The 12,253-nt window shown below is 70.6% G+C and carries 11 protein-coding genes and 1 tRNA gene; 6 read left to right on the plus strand and 6 right to left on the minus strand.

The annotated features are described in order from the left end of the window. The 3 genes from ON26_RS04525 to ON26_RS04535 form a co-directional block, all read left to right on the plus strand. A partial coding sequence (locus ON26_RS04525) for a hypothetical protein (protein WP_040794702.1) occupies positions 1-199 on the plus strand: 199 nt, incomplete at its 5' end. Between the two features lie 9 nt (positions 200-208). Next, a complete protein-coding gene (locus tag ON26_RS04530; RefSeq protein WP_040794703.1) occupies positions 209-988 on the plus strand; it encodes a DNA-formamidopyrimidine glycosylase family protein in 780 nt (259 codons plus the stop codon). 131 nt (positions 989-1,119) lie between these two features. Then, on the plus strand, positions 1,120-3,075 hold the full coding sequence (locus tag ON26_RS04535) for a GMC family oxidoreductase N-terminal domain-containing protein (RefSeq protein ID WP_040794704.1): 1,956 nt from the start codon (positions 1,120-1,122) through the stop codon (positions 3,073-3,075). A gap of 85 nt (positions 3,076-3,160) precedes the next feature. Here ON26_RS04535 and ON26_RS04540 read toward each other — a convergent pair whose 3' ends face one another. The 5 genes from ON26_RS04540 to amaB all read right to left on the minus strand — a co-directional run bounded on the left by ON26_RS04540 (position 3,161) and on the right by amaB (position 8,358). Next, the gene (locus ON26_RS04540) at positions 3,161-3,535 is read right to left on the minus strand and encodes a DUF742 domain-containing protein (protein WP_040794705.1); all 375 of its coding nucleotides are present in this window, start codon (positions 3,533-3,535) and stop codon (positions 3,161-3,163) included. Beyond that, a complete protein-coding gene (locus ON26_RS04545) occupies positions 3,532-3,957 on the minus strand; it encodes a roadblock/LC7 domain-containing protein (protein ID WP_040794710.1) in 426 nt (141 codons plus the stop codon). Before ON26_RS04545 ends, ON26_RS04540 begins: the two co-directional genes overlap by 4 nt. Next, positions 3,935-6,370 carry a sensor histidine kinase gene (locus ON26_RS04550; RefSeq protein WP_245545721.1) on the minus strand — a complete coding sequence of 812 codons (2,436 nt, stop codon included), beginning with the start codon at positions 6,368-6,370 and terminating at the stop codon, positions 3,935-3,937. The genes ON26_RS04545 and ON26_RS04550 overlap by 23 nt, the downstream gene beginning before the upstream one ends. Before the next feature lie 306 nt (positions 6,371-6,676). After that, a tRNA-Met gene (locus ON26_RS04555) sits at positions 6,677-6,750 on the minus strand. A gap of 78 nt (positions 6,751-6,828) precedes the next feature. Further along, a complete protein-coding gene (gene amaB, locus ON26_RS04560; protein WP_040794706.1) occupies positions 6,829-8,358 on the minus strand; it encodes an L-piperidine-6-carboxylate dehydrogenase in 1,530 nt (509 codons plus the stop codon). Positions 8,359-8,479: 121 nt separating this feature from the next. Here amaB and ON26_RS04565 point away from each other — a divergent pair, with 121 nt between their 5' ends. Beyond that, the gene (locus ON26_RS04565) at positions 8,480-8,932 is read left to right on the plus strand and encodes an Lrp/AsnC family transcriptional regulator (protein ID WP_040794707.1); all 453 of its coding nucleotides are present in this window, start codon (positions 8,480-8,482) and stop codon (positions 8,930-8,932) included. A gap of 64 nt (positions 8,933-8,996) precedes the next feature. After that, positions 8,997-10,349 (plus strand): L-lysine 6-transaminase, encoded by a 1,353-nt coding sequence (gene lat / locus ON26_RS04570; RefSeq protein WP_040794708.1) that lies wholly within the window; start codon positions 8,997-8,999, stop codon positions 10,347-10,349. 21 nt (positions 10,350-10,370) lie between these two features. Here lat and ON26_RS04575 read toward each other — a convergent pair whose 3' ends face one another. After that, positions 10,371-10,709, minus strand: a complete 339-nt coding sequence (locus tag ON26_RS04575; RefSeq protein ID WP_040794709.1) for a hypothetical protein — start codon at positions 10,707-10,709, stop codon at positions 10,371-10,373. Positions 10,710-10,976: 267 nt separating this feature from the next. Here ON26_RS04575 and ON26_RS31460 point away from each other — a divergent pair. Continuing rightward, on the plus strand, positions 10,977-12,253 hold a 1,277-nt coding region (locus ON26_RS31460; RefSeq protein ID WP_169333679.1), incomplete at its 3' end, for a serine/threonine-protein kinase.

The following is a 12,253-nucleotide window of genomic DNA, read 5'->3' on the forward strand; positions in this document are numbered from 1 at the left end:
GACCTTCACCGCCGATCCCGAGCCGCGCCGCGTGGCCGCCGCCGAACTGGCCGCGCTGGTGCGCCGCCGCCGCGTCGACTCCCTCGTCATCGACAAGGTCGACGGCGAGAGCGTGCACGGACACACCTTCGCCGACTTCCTGACCGAGGCCGGATTCTCCGCCACCCCGCGCGGCCTGCGGCTGCGGAGCCGGCCGTGAGGAGCCGCCGTGCCCGAAGGTGACACCGTCTTCTTCGCCGCGAACCGGCTGCGCCTGGCGCTGGCCGGCAAGACCTTGGTGCGCAGCGACTTCCGCGTGCCCCGATATGCCACGCTCGACCTGTCCGGCGAACTGGTCGACGAGGTCGTCAGCTACGGCAAACACCTGTTCGTCCGGGTCGGCGGGCTCAGCATCCACACCCACCTGAAGATGGAAGGGCTGTGGCGCACCTACTGCGTCGGCGAGCGCTGGACCCGCCCGCGGGTGCAGGCCCGGCTGGTCCTGGCGACCGACGACACCGAGGCGGTCGGGTTCTCGCTCGGCTCGGTCGATGTCGTGCGGCGCGAGGACGAGCACACCATCATCGGTCACCTCGGGCCCGACCTGCTCGGACCGAACTGGGATCCCGAGGAGGCCGGGCGACGGCTGGCCGCCGATCCCGGGCGCGCCGTCGGCCTGGCCCTGCTCGACCAGCGCAATCTCGCCGGGATCGGCAACAAGTACCGCAGCGAGATCTGCTTCCTGCGTCGCGTGCATCCGGCCACGCCGGTGTCGCAGGTGCCCGACCTGCCCGCCCTGATCAACGAATCACATCGCGTCATGCATACCGCGGCGCACCGCCCGCCCTGGCGCGAGCTGGTCTACGGCCGGGCCGGGATGCCGTGCAAGCGGTGCGGGACGGGTATCCGGGTGCGCGCGCTCGGCGAGAGCGTCCCGATGTCGGACCGGTTCATTCAACGCGAGCGCGGAATCTATTTCTGCCCGCGCTGTCAGCCCGCGCCGGAATAATCGAATAGCACTCTTTACTCCCATAATTCAGCGGAGTAGGTTTCTGAGCACTCAAGATATGTGAGTCTGTATTCCGTCGCGATGCACCCTCATCGCGCTCTTCGTCATTCTTTCTTCTGGAGTCACACCATATGGAGCTGACGGCAAAACAGCGCGCTGCGCTCGAGCTGATCTGCGATACTTTCGCCCCCGGGGACGGGCTCGGTCTGCCCTCGGCCACCGACCTGGGCGTTCCCGACGTCATGCTGACGATGCTCGCCCGCGATCCCGATCCCTCGGGCGGCAAACTGCTGTCCACCGTTCTCGGCCTGTGGGACAGCCCGTTGTTCGGCCTGGTCGCCGGTGCGGGTCCCCGCTCGTTCTCCAAGCTCTCGCCCGCCGATCGCGAGCGGGTGCTGCTGAAGCTCGGGCAGTCCCGGCTGGGCGCGAAGCGCTCGCTGTTCCAGGCGCTCAAGAAGGGCACGCTGCTGTCCTACTACGTCGCCCCGGGGCCGGAGGGCTTCAATCCGCTGTGGAAGCAGATGCAGTACCCCGGGCCGCCCGGTAAGTCGGCGACCGCGGCAAAGCCGGCGCTGACACCGGTCCGCTATACCGAGGACGCCACGCTGGACTGCGATGTCGTGGTGGTCGGCTCGGGCGCGGGCGGCGGCACCGCGGCGGCCGTGCTCGCCGAGGCCGGGCTGAACGTGATCGTCCTCGAGCGCGGCGGCTACTACGACGACGCCGACTTCGGCGCGGGCGAACTCGACGCGCTGACCAAGCTCTACGCGCCCGGCCCGAACGCCACCGCCGAGGGCCAGCTCACCCTGGTCGCGGGCGGCTGCCTGGGCGGCGGCACGGTCGTCAACTGGAGTACCTCGCTGCGCACCCCGGACAAGGTGCGCGAGGAGTGGGCGAGCATCGGCGCCACCCAGTTCGCCACCGACGAGTTCAGCGCCGCGCTGGACGCGGTGGAGAAGCGGATCTCGGTCACCTTCGACCGGTCCACCATCTCCGCCCGCGACACCGTGCTCGAACGCGGCGCGCAGGCGCTGGGCTGGGACATGGGCCCGCTGCCGCGCAATGTCACCGACGCCTGCGACGCGGGCGTGGAATGCGGCCGCTGCGGTTACGGCTGCCGGGTCGGCGCCAAGCAGTCGGCCACCAAGACCTGGCTGGCCGATGCCGCCGCGCACGGCGCACGCTTGGTCGTCGGCGCGGACGTGCGTCACATCGAGGTCGAGGCGGGCAAGGCCGAGGGCGTCGTCGCCGTCACCGACGGGGGCGCGCGGCTGCGGGTGCGTGCCAAGGCCGTCGTGGTGTCGGCGGGCGCGGTGCAGACCCCGGCGCTGCTGCGCCGATCGGGCCTGCGCAACAAGAACATCGGCGCCCACCTGCGCCTGCACCCGGCCTCGGCGGTCTTCGGCGTCTTCGAAGAAGAGCTGCGCCCGTGGGAGGGCGGCCTGCAGACCCGCATCTCGCGCCAGCACGCCGATCTCGACGGCGACGGTTACGGCGTCATCTACGAAACCGGCCCGGTGCACCCCGGCATGCTCGTCGGCTTCATGAACTGGCGCGGCGGCGATGCGCACCGCAACGCCATGCTGGATCTGGCGCACACCGCCTCGATCGGCGTGATCACCCGCGATCGGGACAGCGGCCGGGTCGAGGTGAGCAAGGACGGACACCCGATCGTCAAGTACACCCTCTCCGATCGCGATCGCGACCACCTGCACACCGGAATCCTCGGTGCGGCAAGCCTTCTGGAGGCGGCCGGGGCGAAGAAGATCTACTCCGGACATCAGTCGGGAGCGAGCTACCGGCCGGGGCAGGAGGGCTCGCACGAGGAGTTCGCGGCGGCCTGCGCGGCGGCGGGCTACGCCCCCGGCCGCTGCGGTGTGGCGGCGCTGCACATCATGGGCTCGGCCCGGATGGGCGGCAGCCGGGCGGATTCCGCGCTCGACCCGGACGGCGCCACCTGGGAGGTGCCCAATGTCGTCGTCGCCGACGCCTCGTGCTTCCCGACCTCCTCGGGCGTGAACCCGATGGTCTCGATCGAGGCCATCGCCTACATGAACGCCAAGCGGCTGGCGGCCCGGCTCGCCTGAGCGGCACCGTGAAAAGGCCGGGGACCGGGTCCGATTCGTTCGGACCCGGCCCCCGGCCTTCGTCGTCGGGACCGGCGACAGGAGTTCAGAGCGCCTGGATGCCCCTGAGCACCGCCCGCAGCATGCCCACATCGCGCGGCGGGCCGGTATCCGGTGCGGGCTCCGGTGCGCGATGGTTGAGCAGACCGTCGTCGATGAGATCGCCGACCAGGACCTTCATCGTGGTCAGCGGCAGGTTCATCTGGGCGGCGAGTTCCGCGATGGACTGCACCGTGCGGCTCAGTCGCAGGATCTCCGCGTATTCGGGCTCGGTGCGGCGCAGGATCGCCGCGCCCGAAGTCACCACGAGCGTGAGCATGTTCAGCTCGGGGCGGCCGTCGGACCGTCCGCGCGTGACGGCGTAGAGGCGGACCAGGGGGCCGGCCTCGTCGTCGAACCAGGACTCACGCTGATCGTTCATGGCTGCCGCAGGCCGGCCTCATCGAACGGATGAGGTCGAGGATCGACGGACAGATGGACACCGACGCGCTGCACGGTCTGGTTCATCTCGTAGGCGACCATGCCCATGTTGGCGGATTCGGCGGTGAGCACGGCCAGGCAGGCGTTGTCACCCGCGGAGGTGATGAACAGGACGGCCCGATCGAGTTCGACCACCGTCTGGTGCACGCCGCCCGCCTCGAAGTGCACGCCCGCGCTGCGCGCGACACCGTGCAGGGTCGAGGCCATCGCGCAGAAGCGCTCGGCGTCGGAGCGGTCGATCTTGGTGCTGTGGCCGAGTAGCAGGCCGTCGGTCGAGAGCACGACGGCGTAGCGGACGTCGGGTAGTCGGTCGATCAGGTCGTCTAGCAGCCAATCGAGATTACGAGGCTGGGGAATCGTCACCGGCACCTTCCTTGCGATCGGACACCGAGAATCCGGTATCGGTATCAATGCGGTTCAGACGGCCCTGCCTGGTGCCGTTCTCGATCGCCGACATCAGATTCCTGGCCTGTTCGGCGGTGCGCGGCCGGGCGGTCGGGCTCGGCGGCGGCGTGTCGGCCGGCATCGGCTGGGTGGCGGCCGGCGTCTGCCTGCGCCGCCGCGGCAGGGCGGGCTTGGCGGGCGGGGCGGCGGGCTGTTCGATCGGCGCCCCGGGCGCGGCCACCGTGCTCACCGTGGTGGCGGGCGGCACGAAGCCGTTGAACGTACCGCGTCCGGCCAGTCCGCCGCCTATCGGCTGCATGACCGCGGTCGTCGTGGTGGACGGATGCGGCGCCGGGTGGGTGCCCGGCTGCGGGGGCGCGGCCGGAGCCGCGGGCGTGGCGGGGATCGCGGCGGGCCCGGAGGTCACCTGGGCCTGTTCGCGCCCGGTGGACAGCAGCTGCGTCGGCACCAGCACGATCGCCTTGATGCCGCCGTAGTCGGACTCGGCCAGTCGCACCGAGATGCCGTGGCGGGCAGCCAGTTTCGCGACCACGAACAGGCCGAGGCGGGCATCGCCGGACAGCGCGGCGACACTGAAGTCCGGCGGTTCGGCCAGCAGTTCGTTGCGCTCGTTCAGCTCGGCTTCGGACATGCCGAGCCCCTGGTCGGTGATCTCGAGCGCCAAGCCCTTGCCCACCAGGTTGCCCGAGACCTCGACCCGCGATTCCGGCGGCGAGAACGCGGTGGCGTTGTCGGTCAGCTCGGCGATGAGGTGGATCAAGTCGGCCACCACATTGCCCAGCACCCTGACCTCGGGCAGCTTGCCCGCCTGGATGCGGGTGTAGTCGAGACTCTCGGCCACGGCGCTGCGGACGAGCTCGACCAGCGGCACCGGGTTGCGCCAGCGCCTGCCCGGCTGCTCGCCGCCGAGGATGACCAGGTTCTCGGCGTTGCGCCGGGAGCGGGTGGCCAAGTGGTCGAGCTGGAACAGGGTGTCGAGGCGATCCGGATCTTCTTCTTCGCGCTCGGCCTTGTCGAGCAGGACCAGCTGCCGGTGCACCATCACCTGGCTGCGATGGGCGATATTGAGGAAGACCGCGTTGACGCCCGCGCGGGTCTTGCCCTCGGCGACGGCCGCCGCGACCGCGGAGGCGTAGGCGCGGTTGAACGCGTCGGCGACCTGGCCGATCTCGTCGTCGCCGAACTTCAGCGGCGCGGTGTCGTCGCTCGGCCCGAGTTCCTCGCCCGCGCTCAGCTTGCGGATGGTGGCGGGCAGTTTCTCGTCGGCCAGCTCGAGGGTCTCACGGCGCAGGCCGCGCATGCGGCCGACGAAGCGGTTGGCCAGCAGCATGGCGCCGGCGAACGCGAGCAGGGCGATGGCGAGGATGCCGCCGCCGACCCAGAAGGAGTTGCGTTCCAGTTCGTCGCCCTCGGCGATGGCGATCTTGTGCTGGTCGCGGCTGAGGTTCTCCCACAGCTGCATCAGCTGGCCGCTGACGGCGTCGGCGGTGCGTTCCCAGTCCTCGGCACTCAGGGGCAGCTCGACCTCGGACCGGCCGGAGCCGGAGGCGCTGCTCGAATTCGAGGAACTCGCACCCGAACTCGACGAGCCCGCGCTCGACGAGCCGGAGCCCGACGAGGAGTCGTCGGCCATCACCGGACCGCGCTGGATGAACGCGTCCTCCATGGCGACCAGGCGCTGCCAGTCCGGGCCCGCGATGATCGCCTCGAGTTCGGCGATGCGTTCGCCCTGGATGATGCCGGTGGCGAAGGCGATCTCACCGCGGGTGTCGCCGACGTGGCCGGCGAACTCGGTGAGCTGTCCGGGGGGCAACTGGTCGGTCAGCATCGCCGTGACGCCGATCGAGGCCGCGCGGACGGAGGACTCGGCGGCGCGCAGCAGGTGCACGGCGTTGTAGAGGCCGACCGCGATCTCGGGCGAGGGCGCGATCTTGGCGGCCACCAGCGAGGCCTGCACGACGGTGTCGATGACCGTGCTGAAGACCATGGAGACCTGGGCGGCCGGAATGACTCTGGCGTCGATGGCGCTGCGCAGCTGGGGTAGCTGGTCGTAGATCGCCCGGTAACCGTCGATGTCCCCGCTGACCTCGCCGGTGGCCGCCTTGGCCGCCTGTGCCAGGTCGTAGAGGCCGTCGAGCGCGACGTCGGCATTGCGCCTGGCGGCGACCAGGCTCTCGGTGCCGCGCGGCGAGCCGGCCAGATGCAGCAGCGATGCCTGCCGCTCGTCCTGCATCGCCTCGATCATGCGGATGGCGGGGGTGGTGACGTCGGTGGCGACGTCGGCGAAGTCCTGCGACTTGCGACTGTCGTCGACCAGGTAAACTGCGCCGCCGATGCCGATGGCGAGCAATGCGAGGCTCGGGATGAGCACGATCGCCAGCAAACGGGTTCTGATTCCGATGGGTCCGCGAATGCGTGCGCGAGAACTCGGCTTCAGCACATCGGTCGGTAATATGCGCTTGATACTGCTGCTGATCACCGATCTTGCCTACTCTGGGCATTGAGCGCCCTATGTGCGGATATCTGCGTCACCCTATCCAGTGCAAGATCGGGCGCGCAAGGAAACGGACATGTCCGAAGCCGGAATTTTCGTTCCGGTCGGCGGGTCGTCGCCGCAGGCGTGGCGCCGGAAAGGAAGAACCCAGGACGACTGGGTGTCGTCCTGGGTTCTCTGTTGTAGCGGGGACAGGATTTGAACCTGCGACCTCTGGGTTATGAGCCCAGCGAGCTACCGAGCTGCTCCACCCCGCGTCGGGGTGTCCCCAACCTTACACACGCTGGATGGGGACACCTAATCGCCTGGTCAGGTGCGGTTCTCGGGGAACGGCCTCAGCCGAACTCCACCCCTTGGGCGAGTGGGAGATCGGTGGAGTAGTTGATCGTGTTGGTGGCTCTGCGCATATAGGCCTTCCAGGAGTCCGAGCCGGATTCGCGGCCCCCGCCGGTGTGCTTCTCCCCGCCGAACGCGCCGCCGATCTCCGCGCCCGAGGTGCCGATATTGACATTGGCGATTCCGCAATCCGAACCATCCGCGGCGAGGAATCGCTCCGCTTCGCGCTGGTCGCGAGTGAACACCGCGGAGGAAAGCCCTTGGGGCACAGCGTTGTGCAGCTCGATCGCCTGCTCGAAATCCTGGTAGGTGAGTACGTAGAGGATCGGTGCGAAGGTCTCCTCGCGCACCACCTCGGTCTGCCCCGGCATGCGCACCACGGCCGGGCGCACGTAGAACGCGTCCTCGCCGAATCCGTCCACTCGCTCACCGCCACAGACGAGTTCGCCACCGTCGGCGATCGCGCGTTCGAGCGCCGACCGCATGCCCGCGTAGGCCTTGCCGTCGATCAGCGGGCCGACCAGCACGCCCTCGGTGCGCGGATCGCCCACGCGCAGGCCGCGATACACCTCGGCGAGCCGTTCCACCAGCCGGTCGGCCACCTCGTGGTGCACCACGAGCCTGCGCAACGTGGTGCAGCGCTGCCCCGCGGTGCCCGCCGCGGCGAACACGATCGCGCGCACCGCCAGATCGAGATCCGCCGAGGGCGCCACGATCGCACCGTTGTTGCCGCCCAGTTCCAGCAGGCACCGGCCGAACCGGGCGGCCACGCGCGGGGCGACGGCGCGGCCCATCCGCACCGAGCCGGTCGCGCTCACCAGTGCCACCCGCTCGTCGTCGACCAGCCGCAGGCCGATCCCCGCGTCGCCCTGGATCAGCTGGTGCACTTCGGGATCCGCGCCCACCTCGACGGCGGCGCGGCGCAGCAGGGCATGGCAGGCCAGTGCGGTCAGCGGTGTGGTCTCCGAGGGCTTCCACACCACCGTGTCGCCGCAGACCAGCGCGATCGCGGTGTTCCACGACCAGACCGCGACCGGGAAGTTGAACGCCGAGATCACCCCGACGACCCCGAGCGGATGCCAGGTCTCCATCAACCGGTGCCCCGGTCGCTCCGAGGGCATCGTGCGCCCGTACAACTGGCGCGACAGGCCGACGGCGAACTCGCAGACATCGATCATCTCCTGCACCTCGCCCAGCGCCTCGGCGCGAATCTTGCCCGCCTCCAGAGTCACCAGCGCCGCCAGATCGGCCTTGTGCGCGACGAGCAGTTCGGCGAGCCTGCGCACCACCGCGGCGCGGACCGGCGCGGGCACGGTGCGCCACCGCGGGAACGCCGCGGCGGCCCGCTCGACAGCGGCATCGGCGGAGGTCGCGTCGTCGGCGGCGAGGGTGAGCAGGCGCTCACCGGTGATGGGCGTGCGTGCGGTCATTTCCCCAGGTGCGGGCGGCTCGACGCCGAGCGCGCGCAACGCGGCCGCGGCGTCGCCGGCGAGCGAGGTAGCCGAGACGGTGCCGGTGGTGGCGGTCATCGCTTGTTTCCCTTCGGGTTCGGGCCAGGGGGCGGTGCCGGGAGGGCGACCGGACCTCGGGCGATGGTGATCGCGGACAACTTGTCGACACGGTGTGCGCCTGCTGCGTTAGCCTTCGCTGGTGGCGGATACACCGGCGAAACCTGCACTCGACGACATCGATCGTCTGCTGATTCGGGAACTGATGGCCGATGGACGCGCCACCTTGTCGAACCTGGCCGAGAAAGCGAGCCTGTCGGTCTCGGCCGTGCAGTCGCGGGTGCGCCGGCTCGAGGCGCGCGGGGTGATCCGGGGGTACACCGCCGATGTCGATCCCGAAGCGCTCGGGCAGTTGCTCTCGGCATTCGTCGCGATCACTCCTCTCGATCCCTCGCAACCCGACGACGCTCCCGCCGTGCTCCAGCACATCCCCGGCATCGAGGCGTGTCACTCGGTCGCGGGGGACGAGAGCTACGTCCTGCTGGTCCGGGTCGCCTCGCCCCGGCATCTCGAGCAGTTGCTGCAGGAGATCAGGGCGACAGCGAATGTGCGGACCCGAAGCACGATCATTCTGCAGACATTCTATGACAGGTAGCGCTCTGCCGTAATTTATTCGGCGCGTAATGGACTACGCCTGAAATGTTTCGTATCCTGCGGGTGTGAGCCTCGAACTGGAACGACCCCGACCGGGTACCGGAACGGCCTCGGCGCTCGTCCCCGCGGCCCGAGTGCACGACGTGCTGTCCACGCACATCCTCGCCGACGGCTTCCCGCTGGTGCTCGACCTGCGCGCCTCACACGGCCGCGTCCTCGTCGACCAGCGCGACGGCGCCACCTACCTCGACATGTTCGGCTTCTTCGCCTCCAACGCCCTGGGGATGAACCACCCGGCCCTTGCGCAGGACCCCGGCTTCCGCGCCGAGCTGGCCGATGTGGCGCTGAACAAGCCGAGCAACTCCGACATCTACACCGTCGAGATGGCCGCGTTCGTGCAGACTTTCGCGCGCGTGCTCGGCGATCCGCGGCTACCGCACCTGTTCTTCGTCGACGGCGGGGCGCTCGCGGTGGAGAACGCGCTCAAGGTCGCCTTCGACTGGAAGAGCAGGCACAACGAGGCCGCGGGCAGGCCCGCCGAACTCGGCGCCCTGGTGTTGCACCTGACCGGGGCCTTCCACGGTCGCACCGGCTACACCATGTCGCTGACCAACACCGACCCGGTGAAGACCGCCCGCTTCCCGGCCTTCGCCTGGCCGCGCATCGACACCCCGTATCTCTGCGACGACCGCGACGTGGCAGCGGCCGAGGCGCTGGCGCTCGACCAGGCCTGCCGCGCCTTCGCCGAGCATCCGCACGACATCGCCTGCTTCATCGCCGAACCCATCCAGGGGGAAGGCGGCGACCGGCACCTGCGCCCGGAATTCCTGCGCGCGATGCAACGGCTCTGCCACGAGCACGACGCGCTGTTCGTGCTCGACGAGGTGCAGACCGGCGTCGGCGCCACCGGAACCGCTTGGGCCTACCAGCAATTGGGTCTCGAGCCGGATGTGGTGGCCTTCGGCAAGAAGACCCAGGTGTGCGGGATCATGGCGGGCGGTCGCGTCGACGAGGTGCCCGACAACGTCTTCGCCGTCAGCTCCCGGCTCAACTCCACCTGGGGCGGCAACATCACCGACATGGTGCGCGCCCGCCGGATCCTCGAGGTGATCGAACGCGACGGGCTCTTCGAGCGCTCGCAGCGGCTCGGCGCCCACCTGCTCGCCCGCCTGGACTCCCTGGCCGCCGCGCACACCTCGGTCACCGAGCCGCGCGGCCGCGGCCTCATGTGCGCGATCACGCTGGCGACGCCGGAACTGCGCGACGCCGCGGTGACGGCATTGCGGGAACGCGAGCACGTGCTGATCCTGGACTCCGGGCCGCGCGGCATCCGCTTCCGGCCGCCGCTGACGGTCACCGCCGAAGAACTCGATCTCGCGGTCGATGCCCTGGACCGGGTGCTCACCGCGCTCGAGTGAGGCCGCCAAGCGCTGCCGCGGTCAGACCGGGCGCAATCCGAGCGCGCCCTCGGCGAATCGGGTGACCGCCGCCCGGGCGGCGCTCAGCGCGGCATCCTGGCCGGCCAGGGCCCAGCCGGTGATCTCGGCCGCGCCGTCCACACCGGGGGTCAGCACGATCTCCGCCACGAGCTCGGCGGTGGTCGGCTCGCACACCGCCCACGAATAGCGGCTCTCGGTCTCCCATTCGCCGGCGCGGCGCGCCACGTGCCCGGGGTCGGTGATACCGCCCTCGGCGAGCGCGGGCCGGTCGTCGATGCGGTCGTCGGCCCGCAGGGCGCGCAGGTACCAGCTGCCCGCGTTGATCTCGATCGGTTCCATCACCACTCCTCGTTCGCCGCATCCGGCGGCGGGACCGTCCGTCCGGTGCGCGTCCTGTGCCGGATGCGTCCGCTGCCGGGTCAGGCTAGCGGCAGCGGTGTCCGCCGCATCACGCTGCTGCGGGTCCGGAGGCCGGGTAGGCTCCGATTACGGCTCGACCCGCGAAATCGTCGCGGAATGCGGCCTCGCGCGGGGGCGGCCCCCCAGGGGACATCCGGTTGCCCGGCGGGGTGCGGAATGCGCGTCGACGTGACTGGGAGGTGCGCGATGGCAGCGGCGCAGTTCGGTCACTACCGGCTGGAACGGCCGCTGGGCAGCGGTGGCATGGGGCAGGTCTGGGCGGCCACCGACACCCGCGACGGCCGCCGGATCGCGCTGAAACTGCTCCCCGCCGAACTCGCCGCCGACGAGGGCTACCGCACGAGATTCGAACGCGAGGCCCTGCTCGCCGCCGCGCTGCGCGACCCGCACATCCCCACCATCAACAGCCACGGCACGGTCGAGGGACGGTTGTTCATCGACATGGAACTCGTCGAGGGCGCCGACCTGTCCGCCCGGCTGGCCGCGCACGGCGCGCTCGATCCGCACGCGGCCCTGGACATCCTCACCCAGGTGGCCTCCGCCCTGGACACCGCGCACGCGGCCGGGCTGATCCATCGCGACGTCAAGCCCTCGAACATCCTGGTCCGCCCCGACGGCTTCGCCTACCTCATCGATTTCGGCATCGCCCGCACCCTCGGCCAGACCTCGGTCACCGCCACCGGCCTGACCATCGGCACATGGGCCTACATGGCGCCGGAACGCTTCACCGGCCACGCCGACGCCCGCTCCGACATCTACTCGCTGGCCTGCGTGCTGTTCGAATCCCTCACCGGCCGCCGCCCCTACGGCGACACCGAACCCGCCCGGCAGATGCACGGTCACCTGATGACCGACCCGCCCCGCGCCGCCGCGTCGAATCCCGCCGTACCGCCCGCCCTCGACGAGGTCATCGCCCGCGGCATGGCCAAGGATCCCGCCCAGCGGCCGGCGAGCGCGGGCGAATTCGCGCGCACCGCCCGCACGACCCTGGGCGCCCGCCCGGCGCTCGACCCGACGCGCGCCCTGTCCGCTCCCGGGCCGACACCCACCCGCGTCGAAACCGCGGCCGGACCCCTGAATCCGGCTGCGGATGCGCCTGGGGGTCCGGGTGTGGCCGGGCCTGGGAGTCCGGCTGCCGCGATGTCTGCGGGCCAGGCCGGCGTGGCTCCGCCGGGTTCGGCTGGCGCGGCGCCTCCTAGCCCGGCGCCCGTGGCGCCCCCGAACCCGGTCGTGCTCGACCCGGCGAGTGGCGCCGCCGTGGCCCGAGGCAGCGATCCTGGAGCGAACGGTACTCGGGCCCAGTACCTTTCGTCGGAGTCCGGCGGTGTGGGACGGACACCGAATCCGACGAAACTGCTGCCGGCTGCCGAGCCGACCGGATCCACTGCCGCCCCACCGGCGCGGCGGGCGGGCGGGCAGCGCTGGGTTCCGCCGCGGGAGAGTTCTCGCCCCGATGACCCGCC

The organism is Nocardia higoensis NBRC 100133 (assembly GCF_000308595.1).
GTDB lineage: Bacteria > Actinomycetota > Actinomycetes > Mycobacteriales > Mycobacteriaceae > Nocardia > Nocardia higoensis.

Bases quoted from the DNA above. Each gene is read 5' to 3' on its own strand.
- ON26_RS04540 (WP_040794705.1), bottom strand. From the start codon at position 3,535: ATGAACGATCAGCGTGAGTCCTGGTTCGACGACGAGGCCGGCCCCCTG.
- ON26_RS04535 (WP_040794704.1), top strand. From the start codon at position 1,120: ATGGAGCTGACGGCAAAACAGCGCGCTGCGCTCGAGCTGATCTGCGAT.
- amaB (WP_040794706.1), bottom strand. From the start codon at position 8,358: ATGACCGCCACCACCGGCACCGTCTCGGCTACCTCGCTCGCCGGCGAC.
- ON26_RS04575 (WP_040794709.1), bottom strand. From the start codon at position 10,709: ATGGAACCGATCGAGATCAACGCGGGCAGCTGGTACCTGCGCGCCCTG.